Annotated in this window: 15 protein-coding genes; 8 read left to right on the top strand and 7 right to left on the bottom strand. The window is 71.9% G+C overall.

Translation table 11 applies throughout. The features are described from left to right. Positions 1-340: 340 nt before the first annotated feature. The 3 genes from hemE to Q7W82_RS16885 all read right to left on the bottom strand — a co-directional run bounded on the left by hemE (position 341) and on the right by Q7W82_RS16885 (position 2,693). Complete coding sequence (gene hemE, locus Q7W82_RS16895) at positions 341-1,408, bottom strand: uroporphyrinogen decarboxylase (protein WP_242159439.1); 1,068 nt, start codon at positions 1,406-1,408, stop codon at positions 341-343. 10 nt (positions 1,409-1,418) lie between these two features. Beyond that, entirely contained in the window at positions 1,419-1,673 is a 255-nt protein-coding gene (locus tag Q7W82_RS16890) for a WGR domain-containing protein (RefSeq protein WP_160946421.1), read from the bottom strand. Positions 1,674-1,739: 66 nt separating this feature from the next. Next, on the bottom strand, positions 1,740-2,693 hold the full coding sequence (locus tag Q7W82_RS16885) for a helix-turn-helix domain-containing protein (RefSeq protein WP_242159438.1): 954 nt from the start codon (positions 2,691-2,693) through the stop codon (positions 1,740-1,742). Positions 2,694-2,785: 92 nt separating this feature from the next. Between Q7W82_RS16885 and Q7W82_RS16880 the strand changes: the two genes are divergently transcribed. The 5 genes from Q7W82_RS16880 to Q7W82_RS16860 all read left to right on the top strand — a co-directional run bounded on the left by Q7W82_RS16880 (position 2,786) and on the right by Q7W82_RS16860 (position 9,920). Beyond that, positions 2,786-3,409: a cysteine hydrolase family protein gene (locus tag Q7W82_RS16880; protein WP_242159437.1), complete on the top strand. Its 624-nt coding sequence runs from the start codon at positions 2,786-2,788 to the stop codon at positions 3,407-3,409. Then, complete coding sequence (locus Q7W82_RS16875) at positions 3,406-3,729, top strand: cupin (RefSeq protein ID WP_242159436.1); 324 nt, start codon at positions 3,406-3,408, stop codon at positions 3,727-3,729. The genes Q7W82_RS16880 and Q7W82_RS16875 overlap by 4 nt, the downstream gene beginning before the upstream one ends. Before the next feature lie 334 nt (positions 3,730-4,063). Next, entirely contained in the window at positions 4,064-5,281 is a 1,218-nt protein-coding gene (locus Q7W82_RS16870) for an efflux RND transporter periplasmic adaptor subunit (RefSeq protein WP_242159435.1), read from the top strand. Continuing rightward, positions 5,278-8,478, top strand: a complete 3,201-nt coding sequence (locus Q7W82_RS16865) for an efflux RND transporter permease subunit (RefSeq protein WP_242159434.1) — start codon at positions 5,278-5,280, stop codon at positions 8,476-8,478. Before Q7W82_RS16870 ends, Q7W82_RS16865 begins: the two co-directional genes overlap by 4 nt. Continuing rightward, positions 8,478-9,920: an efflux transporter outer membrane subunit gene (locus Q7W82_RS16860; RefSeq protein WP_242159433.1), complete on the top strand. Its 1,443-nt coding sequence runs from the start codon at positions 8,478-8,480 to the stop codon at positions 9,918-9,920. The genes Q7W82_RS16865 and Q7W82_RS16860 overlap by 1 nt, the downstream gene beginning before the upstream one ends. Positions 9,921-9,988: 68 nt before the next feature. Here the strand turns inward: Q7W82_RS16860 and Q7W82_RS16855 are convergent, their stop codons facing one another. After that, complete coding sequence (locus Q7W82_RS16855; protein WP_242159432.1) at positions 9,989-11,014, bottom strand: alpha/beta hydrolase; 1,026 nt, start codon at positions 11,012-11,014, stop codon at positions 9,989-9,991. A gap of 111 nt (positions 11,015-11,125) precedes the next feature. On the opposite strand from Q7W82_RS16855, the gene Q7W82_RS16850 reads away from it, so the two are divergent. Continuing rightward, on the top strand, positions 11,126-11,944 hold the full coding sequence (locus tag Q7W82_RS16850) for an AraC family transcriptional regulator (RefSeq protein ID WP_242159431.1): 819 nt from the start codon (positions 11,126-11,128) through the stop codon (positions 11,942-11,944). A 77-nt stretch (positions 11,945-12,021) separates the two neighbouring features. On the opposite strand, the gene aroB is transcribed toward Q7W82_RS16850, so the two are convergent. Beyond that, complete coding sequence (gene aroB, locus Q7W82_RS16845) at positions 12,022-13,131, bottom strand: 3-dehydroquinate synthase (RefSeq protein WP_242159430.1); 1,110 nt, start codon at positions 13,129-13,131, stop codon at positions 12,022-12,024. Next, positions 13,128-13,670 carry a shikimate kinase gene (locus tag Q7W82_RS16840; RefSeq protein ID WP_017910873.1) on the bottom strand — a complete coding sequence of 181 codons (543 nt, stop codon included), beginning with the start codon at positions 13,668-13,670 and terminating at the stop codon, positions 13,128-13,130. Before Q7W82_RS16840 ends, aroB begins: the two co-directional genes overlap by 4 nt. A gap of 133 nt (positions 13,671-13,803) precedes the next feature. Here Q7W82_RS16840 and pdxH point away from each other — a divergent pair, with 133 nt between their 5' ends. Next, positions 13,804-14,403, top strand: a complete 600-nt coding sequence (gene pdxH / locus Q7W82_RS16835; protein ID WP_160946412.1) for a pyridoxamine 5'-phosphate oxidase — start codon at positions 13,804-13,806, stop codon at positions 14,401-14,403. A gap of 73 nt (positions 14,404-14,476) precedes the next feature. Beyond that, positions 14,477-15,277 carry a cobalamin-binding protein gene (locus tag Q7W82_RS16830; protein ID WP_242159500.1) on the top strand — a complete coding sequence of 267 codons (801 nt, stop codon included), beginning with the start codon at positions 14,477-14,479 and terminating at the stop codon, positions 15,275-15,277. A gap of 146 nt (positions 15,278-15,423) precedes the next feature. Here Q7W82_RS16830 and Q7W82_RS16825 read toward each other — a convergent pair whose 3' ends face one another. Next, positions 15,424-16,809, bottom strand: a complete 1,386-nt coding sequence (locus Q7W82_RS16825) for an MFS transporter (RefSeq protein ID WP_242159429.1) — start codon at positions 16,807-16,809, stop codon at positions 15,424-15,426. Between the last annotated feature and the right edge of the window lie 80 nt (positions 16,810-16,889).

The following is a 16,889-nucleotide window of genomic DNA, read 5'->3' as shown; positions in this document are numbered from 1 at the left end:
ATTCTCTTGGCGTTGTCGTGTTGAAGACGGGACTCGCAGAGGCGGCAAACAGATGAAGCGCTAGCGAAGGCGTCACTGTAGCGGCGCAGTGTCTGCGCATCAAACGGCGCAGGTTTCGATGCCGGGCCGGCAGGGAACTGAAGAGCAGCAACGCAACACGCTGCCGAGGGCCGGGTACCGAGATCGCCGCGCGTGATGATGTCAGTCGCAATCGAAGGGTCAGGCGCGGGTCGGCCCATTCCCTCGTATTCTTCTCTTACTTTTCCGACGGCGTGCTGATTGTCCGCCAGCTGCGGCGCGGCGTGCGCAAGTCCATTTCAAGCACGCGTGACCGGCGCGCTCACGCGCGCCGGCTATGTCGCTGTACCGCCTCCACCAGCGCGCCCACGTGCTCGGGCTGCATGTCCGGCGACAGGCCGTGGCCGAGGTTGAACACGTGGCCGTCCAGCGAGCCGCCGTTGCCGTCGGCGTAGCTGCGCAGCACGCGCTGCACTTCGCGGTTGATCGCCTCCGGCGCGCCGTACAGCATCGCCGGGTCCAGGTTGCCCTGCAGGGCAACGCGGCCGCCGGTGCGGCGCGCGGCGTCGACCAGGTCGATGGTCCAGTCCACGCCTACGCCTTCGGCGCCGGCGCCGGCCAGTTCTTCCAGATAGGGCGCATTGCCCTTGCCGAACAGGATCAGCGGGGTACGCTCGGCGCCGTCGCCGCGCGCCAGTTCGCGGGCGATGCGCTGCAGGTAGGGCAGGGAGAACTCGCGGTACATGGCCGGGCTCAGCACGCCGCCCCAGGTGTCGAACACCTGCAACGCCTGCGCGCCGGCCGCGCGCTGCGCCGCCAGGTAGGCGATCACCGCGTCGGTGTTGACCGACAGCAGCGCGTGCAGTGCGGCCGGATCGTTCAGCGCCAGCGCCTTGATCCGCGCATAGTTGTCGCTGCCGCCGCCCTCGACCATGTAGCAGGCCAGGGTCCAGGGGCTGCCGGAGAAGCCGATCAGCGGCACGCTGCCGTCCAGTTCGCGGCGGATCACCCGCACCGCGTCCATCACGTAGCGCAGCTCGGTCTCCATGTCCGGCACGCCGAGCTTGGCGATCGCCGCCGCGTCGCGCACGGGGTGGCGGAACTTGGGGCCTTCGCCTTCGACGAAGTACAGCTCCAGGCCCATCGCATCGGGAATGGTGAGGATGTCCGAGAACAGGATCGCCGCGTCCAGCGGGAACCGCGCCAGCGGCTGCAGGGTCACCTCGCAGGCCAGCTCCGGGGTCTTGGCCATGGCCAGGAAGCTGCCGGCGCGGGCGCGGGTGGCGCGGTACTCGGGCAGGTAGCGCCCGGCCTGGCGCATCAGCCACACGGGGGTCTGGTCCACGGGCTGGCGGCGCAGCGCGCGCAGCAGGCGGTCGTTCTTGAGCATGGGGGATTCCTTAGCGCGGCGCGTCGGCGCCACGGGTGAACATGACCTGGAAGCCGCGCTTGAGCTGGGCGTCGCGGGCTTTCTCGAAGGCGGCGTTGGCGTCTTCCTGCTGCAGGTAGAGTTCGCGCCGCAGCTGCGCGCGGCCGCCGATCTGGCCGCTTTCGCGCAGCAGCTCCCAGCCGCCGAACAGGTCCGGCTGCAGGGTCAACTGCAGGTAGCGTGGCGGCTCGTTGCCGTCGGGGCGTTGCTGGAGGAAGACGCGCATGCGCCGATTGTAGCGGGTGCCGGTGTGGGCGACGTGGCGCGGCCGGCGGAACGCAGCGGGCCGGCCTCAACCGGCACGGAAGCCGCGGCGGTAGGCCGAGGGCGGCACGCCCAGGGCGCGCGCGAACTGCTGGCGCAGCGCGCCGGCGCTGCCGAAGCCGCAGCTGGCGGCGATCCGCTCCAGGGCCAGGTCGGTGCTCTCCAGCAGCTGCTGGGCGCGGACCAGGCGCTGGTGCGCCAGCCACTGCATCACGGTGGTCCCGGTCACCTGGCGGAACTGCCGGGTGAAGCTGCGCCGGCTCATCCGCGCGTGCGCCGCCAGCGCGTCCAGGCGCAGCGGCTGCTCCAGCCGCTGCAGCATCCAGTCCAGGGTCGGGCCGAGCAGCGCGTCGCGGCGATTGGCCGGCAGCGGCTGTTCGACGTACTGCGCCTGCCCGCCCTGGCGGTGCGGCGCCACCACCAGGCGCCGGGCGATGCGGTTGGCGACCTCGGCGCCGTGGCGGCGCCGGACCAGGTGCAGGCAGCAATCGATGCCGGCCACGGTGCCGGCCGAGGTCAGCACGTCGCCGTCGTCCACGTACAGCACGTCCGGCTGCAGCCGCACTTGCGGGTGGCGCTGCGCGAAGCGCGCCAGCGCCGCCCAGTGGGTGGTGGCGGGGCGGCCGTCGAGCAGGCCGGCGTCGGCCAGCACGAAGGTGCCCAGGCACAGGCCCACCACCTGCGCGCCAGCGGCATGGGCGCGGCGCAGCGCCTGGCACAGCGCTGCCGGCGCCGGCTCGGCGGCATCGCGCCAGGACGGCACGATCACCGTGTCGGCGCCGTCCAGCGCGTCCAGGCCGTGCTGCACCTGGATGGCGAAGCCGGCATCGGTGCGCAGCAGGCCCGGCTCGGCGGCGCACACGCGCAGGTCGAAGGCCGGCAGGCCGGTGTCGGGCCGCGCCTCGAACACCTGGCAGGGCACCGCGAGGTGGAAGGGGCTGATGCGGTCGAAGGCGACCACGGCGATGCGATGCGGCGACATGGCCCGATTTTAGCGAAAACGGTGTTTCGGGCCACTCGTCGGGGCGCGGGCGCCCGCCGACACTGGCCGCCCCTTCGCCCCGGAGCCACCGCATGTCCTCTCCCCGCCGCGCCTTGCTGGTCATCGATGTCCAGAATGCCTACTTCGACGGCGCGCTGCCCATTGCCCATCCGCCGGTGGCGCAGTCGTTGCCCAACCTCCTGCAGGCGATGGACGCGGCCCAGGCGCACGGTGTGCCGGTGCTGGTGGTGCAGCACACCGCGCCGGCGCAGTCCCCGGTATTCGCCGACGGCAGCGCCGGTTGGGACCTGCACCCGCAGGTCGCCGCGCGGCCGCACACGCGGCTGCTGCGCAAGACCAAGCCCAGCGTGTTCGCCGGGACTGACCTGGCCGACTGGCTGCAGGCACAGGCGATCGACACCCTGACCGTGGCCGGCTACATGACCCACAACTGCAACGCCTCCACCGTGTACGAGGCCTTCCACCGCGGGCTGGCGGTGGAAGTGCTGGGCGACGCCAGCGGCGCGCTGCCGTACGCCAACGCCGCCGGCCAGGCCAGCGCCGAGGAGATCCACCGGGTGTTCGGAGTGGTGTTCCACAGCAACTTCGCCGCGGTCGCCGACACCGCGCAGTGGATCGCCGCGGTGCAGGCGGGGCGGCCGCTGCCGCGCGACAACGTGCTGCAGTCCAGCCGCCGCGCGCGGGGCCTGGCATGAGCGCCGCGCCGCGGGTGCTGCGGGCGCGCGACTTCACCGGCACCCGCGCCTGGGAGGCGCTGCCGGTGGCGCTGCTGGACGGGATCGGCGTGCGCATCCACTGGACCGACCAGCCCTATGTCTGGCACGTCAACGATGGCCAGGAGGTGTTCGTGGTGCTGGACGGGCAGGTGCAGATGCACTGGCGCGTGCACGGCGTCGAGCAGGCCGCGCTACTGCAGGCCGGCGACGTGTTCCATGCGCCGGAGGGCACCGAGCACGTGGCGCACCCGCAGGGCGCGGCGCGGGTGCTGGTGGTGGAGCGCGACGGCAGTCCGTGAGCGTTCGGGCGCACTCCTGGCTGGCGCGCGCTGCGGTCCTCGCCCACGCGGTGGCGGAGACGTGGGTCCGTCGATGACGTGTGCACAGCGCGGCGCACCCCGCACCTGATGCTGTGCGTTCTATCACGGAGCCATCACTGTCGATCTGGCGTCATTGGGACAGGCTATGCCGCTGCGTGCGCACAGAGATCCTGGTGTCACGGCATCGCCATTCACCACGAGTGCGGACGCGGCCGGCATGCGAAGCCAGAGCGATGGGCGGTTCCCTGGGCAGCACCTTGATGTCGGCGCGGGACGGGATCCCGCGCGGCCTGCTGCCACCTTCCACGATGTCATGCCGCTGCGCGCGCCACGGCGGCGCGCGAGCGCTGATCAAACGCCACGCAAGGCGCGCGGCCTGGGGCGGATCACCGTCTTCGCCGGACTGGCCGCGCTGTGCCTGCTGATCCTCGGCGGCTGGTACTGGGCCGCGCACCGCCAGCAGCCCGCGCCGGCGCCCGAACCCTTGCGCGTGCAGACCATGACCGTCGCACCGCACCGGGTGCCCGACATCATCGAGACCTCCGGCACCCTGCTGTCGCCGCAGACCGTGGAGGTGCGCGCGCAGGCCGACGGGGTGCTGCAGTCGGTGCTGATCCATGACGGCGAACAGGTCCACGCCGGGCAATTGCTGTTCACCATCGATCCGCGGCCGCTGCGGGCGGCGTTGGCGCAGGCGCGCGCCACCCTGGCCCGCGACCAGGCGCTGGCGGCGGATGCGGCCGACACCGATGCGCGCTACGCCAAGCTGTCCAGGACCGGCGCGGTCGATCCCAAGACCTACACCACCGCGGCCGACACGCTGCGCGCGCTGCGCGGCACCGTCGCCGCCGACCAGGCGCAGGTCGAGCAGACGCAGCTGTCGCTGGCCTACACCCAGGTCCGCGCCCCCATCGACGGCCGCGCCGGCGCCATCGCGGTCAAGCCGGGCAATTTGGTGTCCAGCGGGTCCAGCACCGCGCTGGTGACGCTCAACGTCAGCACACCGATCGAGGTGCGCTTCGCCTTGGCGCATGTGCAGGTCGATGCCGTGCGCGCCGCACCGCTGGGGCACCAGGGCCTGGGGCTGCCGGTGCTGGCGCTGGATGCGGTGAACGGCACGCTGCTCGATCGCGGCGAGCTGGCGTTTCTCGACAATGCCTTTGACACCAGCAGCGGCACCCTGGAGCTGCGCGCGCGCTTCGCCAACGCCGGCGCCACGCTGTGGCCGGGGCAGTTCGTCACCGTGCGGGTGATCCTGGCGGAGGACCCGCAGGCCCTGTCGGTGCCCGAGAGCGCCTTGCAGCAGGGACAGCAGGGGCCGTACGTGTACTGCGTGGTCGGTGGGCGCGCGGTGGCGCGGCCGCTCCGCGTAGCGCGAATGATCGACGGGCAGGCGGTGATCGCCAAGGGCCTGCGCGCGGGCGACCGCGTCATCCTCACCGTGCCCAACGAACTGCGCGACGGCACCGCGGTGCAATCCGGCAACCCGCATGCCACGCCGAACGCGACGGCGACGGGACGGCCTGCGTGAACCTGTCGGCGCTGTTCATCCGCCGCGCGGTGATGACCTCGGTGCTGATGATCGGGCTGGTGCTGGCCGGCGGCATGGCCTACTTTGCGCTGCCGGTGAGCGAGCTGCCCGACGTCAGCTTCCCGACCATCACCGTCAACATGTCGCTGCCCGGCGCCAATCCCGAGACCATGGCCGCGGCGGTGGCGACGCCGCTGGAGCGGCAGTTCAGCGGCCTGCCCGGGCTGGACACGATGAGCTCGACCAGCAGCGTGGGCAGCACCCGCATCGTGTTGCAGTTCGCCTTGAGCCGCAATGTCGATGCCGCGGCGCAGGACGTGCAGAACGCGGTCTCGCAGGCGGCGGGGCTGCTGCCGCGCGAGATCAACCCGGCACAGATCCAGAAGGAGGATCCCAGCGCCGCACCGATCATGCACCTGATCCTGCGCTCCAAAACCATCGCGCTGCCGCTGCTCAACCAGTTCGCCAAGGATCGCGTGGCGCTGCGCCTGGCCTCGGTGCCGGGTGCCGGCCAGATCGACGTCAACGGCGCGCAGAAGTACGCGGTGCGCCTGTTCGTCAATCCGCACCTGCTCGCCGCCCGCCACCTGGGCTTCGACCAGGTGGTCTCGGCGGTGCAGGCGGGCAACAGCAACGCGCCGGCCGGCACGCTGATGGGCCGCGCGCGTTCCTACACCGTGCGCGCCGACGGCCAGCTCAAGCGCGCGGCCGATTTCGACGCCATGGTGCTGACCTATGCCGACGGTGCGCCGGTGCGCCTGCGCGACGTCGGCCATGCCGAGGACAGCGTCGAGAACCTGCAGACCGCCGCCTCGCTCAACGGCCAGCGCGCGATCGAGATCAACATCCACCGCCAGCCCGGCGCCAACACGCTGTCGGTGACCCAGGGCATCCAGGCGGCGCTGCCGGGAATCCGTGCGCAGCTGCCCGGCGACGCCCAGCTCGACGTGCTCTACGACCGCGGCGACTACATCGGCGCCTCGGTGGAGGACGTGGAATGGACCCTGGTCGGCTCGCTGGTGCTGGTGATCGTGGTGATTCTTCTGTTCCTGCGCAGCTGGATGGCGACCCTGATCGTGGCGCTGGTGCTGCCGACCTCGCTGATCGGCACCTTCGCGGTGATGCGCCTGCTGCACTTCAGCCTCGACAACATCTCGATGCTGGCGCTGACGCTGTCGGTCGGCTTCGTGGTCGACGATGCCATCGTGGTCATCGAGAACATCGTCCGCCATGCCGAGCAGGGCGCCAGCCGCATGGACGCGGCCATCGCCGCCTCGCGCGAGATCGGCTTCACCGTGCTGTCGATGACGGTGTCGCTGTCGGCGGTGTTCCTGCCGATCGTGTTCATGGGCGGGCTGGTGGGGCGGCTGTTCTCCGAGTTCGGCATGGTCATCGCGATCGCGGTGATCCTGTCCGGGATCGTGTCGCTGACCCTCACCCCGATGCTGGCCAGCCGCTGGCTCGACCCGAGGAAGAGCACGGGCTGGGTGTTCGAGCGCTTCGACCGGCTGGTCGACGCCAGCGAACGCGGCTATGCGCGCTCGCTGGCCTGGGCGACCGAGCGTATCGGCCTGATGTGCGTCATCGGCCTGGCCACCCTGGTCGGCACCGCCGGCGTCTACGCGGTGGTCGAGAAAGGCTTCATCCCGCAGGTAGATTCGGGAAAGATCGACGGCGACACCCGCGTGCCGGAGGGCACCGCGTTCGCCGACTTCGTCGCCAAGCAGGCGGCGGTGGTGAAAATCATCCAGCGCAATCCCAACGTGGCCAATGTCGAATCGGTGATCGGTTCGGACAATTCGCTCAGCAACAGCGGGCGCCTGCTGATCGGGCTCAAGCCGCTGTCCGAGCGCAGCGGCAGCGCCGAGGAGGTGATCCAGGACGTGCGCAAGCAGGTCGCCGCGATCCAGGGCATCACCCTCAACATGCGCAATCCGCCGGCGATCGACATGGGGCCGACGGCCTCGAACGGCTCGCTGCAGTACGTGCTGCAGTCCACCGACCAGAAGGCACTGTACGCCCAGTCCGACACCATCCTGCAACGCCTGCGGCAACTGCGCGACGTGCAGGATCCGCAGAGCGACCTGCAGCTCAAGAACCCGGAGATCGAGGTGGTGCTGCACCGCGAGCAGGCGGCCGCGCTGGGCGTCACCGCCGCCGGCCTGCAGGACACCCTGGCCAGCGCCTACGGCGGCCGCAAGATCAGCACCATCTACGGCGACACCGATCAGTACGAGGTGCTGCTGCAGGTCGACCCCGCGGCGCAGGCCGACCTCAACGGCCTGGATGCGCTGTCGTTCAACGGCAACCAGAACCCGGGCATCACCGCGATCGGCACGCAGACCTCCAACAGCAGTTCCGGCACCAGCGCGGTGCTGACCGCGGCCGGCGGGCCGATGGTGCCGCTGCGCGCGGTGGCCGACGTGCGCATGGGCGTGGGGCCGGTGGCGATCAACCATTACGCCGGCCTGCCGGCGGTGACCTTGTCGATGAACCTGGCGCCGGGCGTGTCGCTGGGCGATGCCGCCGCCGGCATCGGCAACCTGATGGCGCAGACCCTGGGCAAGGGCGACGCCCGCGCCATCAGCGGCCAGTTCGCCGGTTCGGCGCAGGCCTTCGAGAATTCGATGAAGACGCTGCCGATGCTGCTGCTGATCACCGTGCTGCTGATCTACGGCGTGCTGGCGATCCTGTACGAGAACGCGCTGCATCCGATCACCATCCTGACCTCGCTGCCGCTGGCCGGGTTCGGTGCCATCCTCATGCTGGTGCTGTTCCGCCAGGAGCTCAATCTCTTCAGCTTCGTCGGCCTGATCCTGCTGGTCGGGCTGGTCAAGAAGAACGGCATCATGATGGTGGACTACGCGCTGGACCTGGAGCGCTCGGGCGAGGAACGCTGGAAACAGCCGCGTGCGGCGATGCTGGAAGCGGCGACGGTGCGCTTCCGCCCGATCATGATGACCACCCTGGCGGCAGTGCTGGGGTCGTTGCCGATCGCGTTGGGCGTCGGCGCCGGCGCCGAGGCGCGCCGCCCGCTCGGCATCGCCGTGGTCGGCGGCCTGCTGTTCTCCCAGGCGCTGACCCTGTACCTGACCCCGGCCTTCCACATCGCGATGGCCGAATGGCTCGCACGCCGCCGCGCGCGCCGCGACGGCGCAGCGCCGCCGTCCACGCCGACGCGGCCGGAGCCGGCCTGATGCGCGCGCTCGCATTCGGTGCCGCGTGCCTGCTGTCGGCGTGCAGCCTGACGCCGGCCTATGTGCGGCCCGCTGCACCGATCCCGCCGTCGTGGCCGGTGGGCGACGCCTACCTGGCGCAACACGAGGCCACGCTGCCGTCGCTGGGCTACCGTCAGGTGTTCGGCGACCCGCGGCTGCAGGCGCTGATCGCGCAGGCGCTGGACCACAACCGCGACCTGCGGATCGCCCTCGCCGCTATCGCCCAGGCGCGGGCGCAGTACCGGATCCAGCGCGCCGCGTTGCTGCCGGAGGTCGGCGCCAGCGCGACCTATGCGCGTTCCTACCGCGGCAAGGGTGCGGCCCCGGCCGACGGGGCGCAGGGCGGCACCACCGCGGCCGCGCCAGCGGCGGGCTATGCGAGCAGCTACGACCTGGGCCTGGGCGTCACCGCCTTCGAGCTCGATCTGTTCGGCCGGCTGCATGCGATGACCGCGGCCGCGCAGCAGCGCTACCTGGAACAGGAGGCGGCGGCACGCGCCACCCGCCTGACCCTGGTCGGCGACATCGCCACGGCCTGGCTGACCTATGCCAGCGACCGCAGCCTGCTGACGATCGCGCAGGACACCGTGCGCAGTGCCGGCGCCAGCGTGGTGCTGACCGCACAGCGCGTGGACGGCGGCATCGTGCCGCATTCGGCGCTGGATCAGGCCAACCAGGTGCTGCATGCCGCGCAGGCCGACCTGGCCGCGCAGACCACGGCGATGGCGCAGGACGTCAATGCGCTGCAGTTGCTGGTGGGCGCTCCGGTCGATCCGGCACTGCTGCCGGTCTCGATCGAGGAGGCCGCGGCGCGCATCGGCGATCCGCCGGCCGGCCTGGACACGGCCATCCTGCTGCGCCGGCCCGACGTGGTGCAGGCCGAGTACGAACTGCGCGCGGTCAATGCCGAGATCGGCGCCGCCCGCGCCGCGCTGTTTCCGCGCATCAGCCTGAGTGGCCTGTTGGGGCTGACCAGCACGGCGCTGTCGGACCTGTTCACCCATGACGCCTTCAACGGCTCGGTGGGTGCTAGCGCCGCCTACACCTTGTTCGATGGCGGCGCGGCGCGTGCCAACGTGCGCTACACCGAGGCGCAGCGCGACGCTGCCGTGGCCAGCTACGAGAAGTCCTTGCAGACCGCCTTCGGCGAAGTGGCCGATGCCCTGGCCCGGCGCGGCACCATCGATGCGCAGTTGCGCGCGCAGCACGCTCTGCTCGCCGATGCCGCCAATACCTACGATGCCAGCGCGCAGCGCTACCGCGTCGGCGTGGAGAGCGCGCTGTCCAACCTGGATGCGCAGCGCAGCTACTACGCCGCGCAGCGCAGCCTGGTCGCGGTGGAACTGACCGCGGCCACCAATCGGGTGACGCTGTATCGCACCCTGGGCGGGGATGCGTCGCTGGAGCGCGCCCAGCCCTGAGTGCGCGGGGCGCGGGTTGGCGGGACGCTGCAGCCGGGACGCTGCATGGCGTGCCGCCGGTGGTGCGCTTACTTCAGGTGCTCGCGCAGGCCGTCGCCCGCCTGCTGGATGGCGGTCCGCACCGCGGGCACGTCGCGCAGGGCATTGAGCAGGCCGAAATCGTGGATCAGCCCGTTGTAGCGGGTCACCGTGACCGTCACTCCGGCCTGGTCCAGCTTGCGGCCGAAGGCTTCGCCCTCGTCGCGCAGCACGTCCAGTTCGGCGGTCTGGATCAGCGTCGGCGGCAGGCCGGCGAGCTGCGCCGGCGTGGCGCGCAGCGGCGAGGCGGTGATCTCGGCGCGGGCCTTGGGGTCGGTGGTGTAGTTGTCCCAGAACCAGGTCATCATGTTGCGGGTGAGGAAGTAGCCGCTCTGGAACTGCTGGTACGAGCCATCGTCGAAGCGGGCGTCGGTCACCGGCCACAGCATCAGGTCGTAGCGCAGCGCCGGCGTCCCCGCGGCCTTGGCCTGCAGCGCCACGGCCGCGACCATGTTGCCGCCGACGCTGTTGCCGGCCAGCGCCAGGCGCTGGCCGTCCACGCCGATCTGCGCGCCGTGCTCGGCGACCCAGCGGGTGGCGGCATAGGCCTGGTGGATGGCCACCGGGTACTGCGCTTCCGGCGACGGCGTGTAGTCTACGTAGACCGCCACCGCGCCGGAGGCGTTGACCAGGTCGCGGATCAGGCGTTCGTGGGTCGGGAAGTCGCCCAGCACCCAGCCGCCGCCATGGAAGAACATGAAGGCCGGCAACACCTGGCCGGCGCTGTGCGGCGGCCGCACGATCACCAGGTTCAGCGGCTTGCCGTCGGCCTGGATGGTGGTGCGGCTGATCTCGGCCGGCGGCAACGGCGTACTGGCCTGGGCATCGCGCAGCACCTGCCGCGCCTGCGCCGGCGTGAGCTGCTCGATCGGCTTGCCGCCGCTGCCGTTGAGCGCATCGAGGAACGTCGCGACCGGGCGCAACGGCGCGGGCTGGTCGGCCGGCGTTGCGGCGCTGGCGGTGCCGATCGCACCGGCCAGCAGCGAGGTGGCGAGCAAGGGACGCAGGGTCTTCATGGCGGTTTCCTGTGGCATGCCGGGCGGGGTGCCGGCGACAGGGGTGACTTTGCGCGCCAAGGCGATACGATGGGTGGCGAATCGTCCACGAAACTTTACCCGGAGTCCTGAGTGACCGACCGCCTGGCCGCCTTGTTGACCCACTTCTCGGTCAGTGCCGAGGTCTTCCACGCCGGCACGCTGTGCGGCCTGCACCGGCTCGACGACGGCGACCGCGGCCAGTTGCATCTGCTGCGCCAGGGCAGCGTGGTCGTCCACAACGGCGATGGCAGCGTGCTGCGGATCGACCGGCCCAGCCTGCTGCTGTACCCGCAGGCCATGCCGCACCGCTTCGAGACCGATGCGCAGCGCGGCGCGGATTTCGCCTGCGCGCATTTGCGCTTCAGCGGCGGTGCGGCCAATCCGCTGGTGCGCGCCTTGCCGGCCTGCATCTGCCTGCCGCTGGACGCGCTGCGCCAGGGTGAGACGCTGCTGCACCTGCTGTTCGAAGAAGCGTTCGCCCAGCATTGCGGGCGCCAGGCGGTATTGAATCGCCTGTTCGAGGTGGTGCTGGTGCACGTGATCCGCGAACTGATGGAGCAGGGGCTTACCGATGGCGGCATGCTCGCCGGGATGGCCGATGCGCGGCTGCGGCTGGCGCTGACCGGCATCCACGACGCCCCGGCGCAGCCGTGGACGCTGGAGAGCCTGGCCGCCCGTGCCGGCATGTCGCGCAGTGCGTTCGCGCGCAGTTTTCGCGAGACCCTCGGCTGCACGCCGGGGCAGTACCTGCAGGACTGGCGCATTGCCCTGGTGCAGCGCGGCCTGCGCGAAGGACGGCCGTTGAAGCAGCTTGCCGACGAGGTGGGTTACGGCAGCGAGGCCGCGGTGTCGCGTGTGTTCAAGGCGCAGGTCGGGCAGAGCCCGCGCGCGTGGCGGCAGGCACCCTGAGTGTGGCTGGGGGCGTGTGCAGGCGCGCCAGCGCCACCGGCGCGCGCGGACGACTGCTGCGTAAGCGCTGCGCCGGCTCAGCCGGCGGCCAGTACCGCCAGCACCTCGGCCTCGTCCACGTCGGGCACGATCTCGGCGTGGCCGATGCCGCGCCACAGCACCAGCCGCAGGCGCCCGGCCAGGTTCTTCTTGTCCAGGCGCATGCGCGCCAGCAGCGCCTCCGGCGCCAGCCCCGCCGGCAGCGCGGTCGGCAGGCCGAAGTCCTGCAGCAGCGCGCGCAGTTTCTCCGTGTCCTGCGCGCTGGCCATGCCCAGCCGGGCCGACAGTTCCGCCGCCAGCACCATGCCCACCGCCACCGCTTCGCCGTGGTTGAGGTTGGCGTTGTCCGGGGCGCCGTAGCCCTGCTCGGTCTCGATGGCGTGGCCGAAGGTGTGGCCGAGGTTGAGCAGGGCGCGCTCGCCCTTCTCCAGCGGATCGCGGGCGACGATCTCGGCCTTGTGCTCGCAGCTGCGCGCGATGGCCTGCGCCAGCGCCGCCGGCTCGCCGGCCAGCAGCGCGCGGCGTTCGGCATGCAGCCACTCGAAGAACAGCGGGTCGCGGATGGCGCCGTACTTGATCACCTCGGCCAGCCCGGCGCGCAGTTCGCGCGGCGGCAGGCTGCGCAGCGTGGCGGTGTCGGCCAGCACTGCGCGCGGCGGATGGAACGCGCCGACCAGGTTCTTGCCCTGCGGGATGTCCACCGCGGTCTTGCCGCCGACCGAGGAGTCGACCATCGCCAGCAGCGTGGTCGGCAGTTGCACGCAATCCACGCCACGCATCCAGCAGGCGGCAGCGAAGCCGGCCAGGTCGCCGACCACGCCGCCGCCCAGCGCCAGCACGCAGGCGTCGCGGGTGGCGCCGAGGGCGGCCAGTGCGGCGATCGCCGCGGCAAAGTGGTCCAGGGTCTTGGAGGCCTCGCCGGCGGGGATCACGAAGTCGCCGATCTGCAATTCGGGGCGCGCCGCCAGCAGCGCGCTGCGGACCTGCGCGGCATACAGCGGCGCCACCTGGCTGTCGCTGAGCAGCAGGACGTGGCGTCCGCGCACGTGGGTGGCGAGGGCGGTGCCGTCGTCGAGCAGGCCGGGGCCGATGCGGATGGTGTAGGCCGGGTCGCCAGTGACCTCGACCGTGCGCGATGCTGCCGTCATGCAGTGGGTTCCGGAAGTTTCCACGACGCGGCCAGGCGCACGACCAGCTGTGCGGTGGCTTCGGCCGGGGTGAAGTGGTCGGTGTCCAGGATCAGGTCGGCGACCTCGCGGTACAGCGGTTCGCGCACCGCATGCAGGTCGCGCAGCACCTGCTCGCGGTCGCCGCGCTGCAGCAGCGGACGGCTGCGGTCGCGGTGCAGGCGCTGCAGTTGCGCGGCCACGCCGACCCGCAGGTACACCACGAAGCCGTGTTCGCGCATCTCGCGGCGGCTGTCGGCGTTGAGCACGGCGCCGCCGCCGGTGGAGATCAGATGGCCGGGCGTGCTCAGGATGCTTTCCAGCACCGCGCGCTCGTGCTCGCGGAAGCCGGCTTCGCCGGCGTGCTCGAACAGCGAGGCGATGCTGGCGCCGGTGCGCTCGACGATGGTCTGGTCGCTGTCGACGAAGACCAGGCCGAAGCGCTCGGCCAGGCGGCGGCCGATGACGCTCTTGCCGGCACCCATCGGGCCGACCAGCACCAGGTTGGGGGCGGGATTCATCCGCCGATGCTAGCAGAGACCGATGCCGCCTCGCGCGCCGCGCAGACCCCTCGGGCGGGCGCCGCGCGGCGAGGCGTGCGTCGCGCGGTGCATGGCGCGACAATGGCGCATCGTCCGCCGAGTGCCTGTCGCCATGCCCGATCTCTACGCCGAAGCCCTGTCCACGTTCGCCGACCTGTTCGCCGAGGCGCGCACCAGCGACGAGGCCGAATACAACGCCATGGTCGTGTCCTCGGCCACGCTGGAGGCGCGCCCGTCGTCGCGGGTGGTGCTGCTGAAGGCCTACGACGCGCGCGGGTTCGTGTTCTACACCCACCTGGACAGCCAGAAGGGCCGCGAGCTGCAGGCCAATCCGCAGGCCTCGCTGCTGTTCCTGTGGCGGCGCATGCGCGAGGACGGGGTGCAGGTACGCATCGACGGCGAGGTGCAACTGGTCGCCGCGGCCGAGGCCGACGCCTATTTCGCCTCGCGCCCGCGCATGAGCCAGATCGGCGCCTGGGCCTCGGCGCAGTCGCGCACGCTGGCCTCGCGCGAGGAATTCGAGGAGCGCGTGGCCAAGGCCGAGGCCACCTTCGAGGGCCGCGAGGTGCCGCGCCCGGACGGCTGGGGCGGGTTCCGCGTGGTGCCGCGCAGTGTCGAGTTCTGGTACGGCGCCAAGTACCGCCTGCACGAGCGCTGGCGCTACGAAGCCGACGCCGCCGGCCACTGGAGCAAGCGGATGCTGTTCCCGTGAGGGGTGCCGGCCCGGCCTGCCGCGGCGGTGGCGCCGCCGCGGTCAACGCGTGCCCGCACGAGGCGCGGTGAGCATGGGCCCGCAGCGCATCGTCTGCCTGACCGAAGAGCCGACCGAAACGCTGTACGCGCTCGGCGAGCAGCAGCGCATCGTCGGCATCAGCGGCTTCACCGTGCGCCCGCCGCAGGCGCGCCGCGACAAGCCCAAGGTCAGCGCCTTCACCAGCGCCAAGATCGGCGAGATCCTGAAGCTGCAGCCGGACCTGGCGATCGGCTTCTCCGACATCCAGGCCGACATCGCCGCCGAACTGGTGCGGCACGGCGTGGAGGTATGGATCGCCAACCACCGCAGCGTCGACGGCATCCTCGACTACGTGCGCCGGCTCGGCGCGCTGGTCGGCGCCGGACCGCGCGCTGACGCCTACGCCGACGAGCTGCAGCGCGGCCTCGACGCCATCGCCGCGCAGGCCGCCACCTTGCCGCGCCGGCCGCGGGTGTACCTGGAGGAATGGGACGAGCCCATCATCACCGGCATCCGCTGGGTGGCCGAACTGGTGGGCATCGCTGGCGGCGACGACGTGTTCCCGGAACTGTCGGTGCAGCCGCTGGCCAAGGCGCGGATCCTGGCCAATGGCGACGAGGTGGTGCGGCGTGCGCCGGACATCATCCTCGGCTCCTGGTGCGGCAAGCGCTTCCGCCCCGAGCGCGTCGCCGCGCGGCCGGGCTGGACGGCGATTCCGGCGGTGCGCGACGGGCAACTGTTCGAGATCAAGTCGCCGCTGATCCTGCAGCCGGGGCCGGCCGCGCTCACCGACGGCGTGCGCGCCATCGCCGACATCATCCAGGCCTGGGCCAGGGGCGTGGGCGCGCGCTAGGGCGCGCTTGCCAGGCCACCAGCCGAACGGGCGCAACGCGCATCCATGGCCGCGTCATCGTGCGGCCATGGACGATCGCCGCTTCCGCGATCCTTCTTGTCGCGCACGCCACCACGCCGCGGCAGACGCTGCAAGCGGCGATTCCGTCAGCCATGCGTGGGCTGGGTACGGCCGGCGATGCCCAGGCCGAGCAGGGCCATGAGCGCGGCGACGGCGAAGGTCGACAGGTAGGCCGCATTGGCCGAGTACGCCAGCAGCGCGGCGAACAGCGAGCCGCCGACCGCCAGCGTGGTGGCCACCGCGATCGCCTCGCTCAACTGCAGCGCCGAACTGTTGCGGCCCTGCCGCGCCGGCGGCGACAGGGTCAGGGTCAGCACCGCCAGGGTCGGGTAGATCAGGCCCATGCCCAGGCCGGTGGCGGTCCAGCCGCCGATCGCCAGCACCGCCGGCACCGCCGGCAGCAGCGCCAGCGTCGTGGCCGCGATGCCCAGCGCCATCAGCGTGCAGCCCAGCCGCAGCCGCTGCAGGCGGGTGGCGTCGCGGCCGTAGTGGCCCTGGTACCAGGAGCCGGCGAACCAGCCCAGCGCGCCAGCGCTCAGCGCCACGCCCGCCCACACCGGCGACAGCCCGCGTTCGCGCGACAGCAGCAGCGGCAGGAACGCCTCGCAGCCGAAGAACGCCGACCCGGCGATGCCGCGCAGCGCGATCACGCTGGGCAGGCCGCGTGCGGCACGTAGCGTGCCCGCAGGCAGCAGCCGCCAGGTGCACAGCCCCAACAGCGCCAATGCCGAAGGCAACAGCAGCGCCGCCCACAGGCCGCGCTGCTGGCCGCCCAGGTACAGCAGGCAGACACCGGCCGCCGCGCCCAGCGACCACAGCCGCGACGCGCCGCTGGCGCCGTCCGCGCTGGCGGCGTGCGGCAGGCGCCGCAACGCCGGCCACAGCAGTGCTGCCGCGGGTAGCGCCAGCAGCGGCACCGCCAGGAACACCCAGCGCCAGCCGACGTGCTCGACGATCAGCCCGCTGATGCTGGGGCCGATCAGCGACGGCACCACCCAGCCGGCGGAGAACGCGGCGAACATGCGCGGGCGGATCGTCTGCGGATACAGCCGTGCGACCAGCACGTACAGCACCACCGAGATCGCGCCGGCGCCCAGGCCCTGCACCAATCGACCGGCCAGCAGCAACGTCATCGACGGAGCGAAGCCGGCCAGCAGCAGGCCGCACACGAAGCAGGCCAGCCCGGCCCACAGCGGCGCCGCCGGCCCGTGCAGGTCGCTCCAGCGCCCGGCCACGGTCATGCCGATCACGCTGGTGGCCAGGGTCCCGCCGAAGGCCAGCGCATACAGCCGCAGACCGTCCAGTTCGCGGGCCACGGTCGGCATCGCCGCGGCCACCGCCAGCGCCTCGAAGGCGATCAGCGACACCAGCGCGATCATGCCGATGGTGGTGGCGCGATAGGTCGGCGCCAGCACGGAGCCGGCAGCGGCGGGGGCGGGCGGGACATCGGCGGCGGTGGCGTGGTCTTGCATCGGGATACCTGGGAAAGCGGATGGACGGCTGCCGGTGGCGACTTGCATCGGCGCCTGCAGGCCATGCAGCATGCAACCTC

The organism is Xanthomonas indica, assembly GCF_040529045.1.
Classification (GTDB): Bacteria; Pseudomonadota; Gammaproteobacteria; order Xanthomonadales; family Xanthomonadaceae; genus Xanthomonas_A; species Xanthomonas_A indica.
Note: the sequence above shows the minus strand (reverse complement) of the source record. Positions and strands in the feature narration are given on the sequence as shown.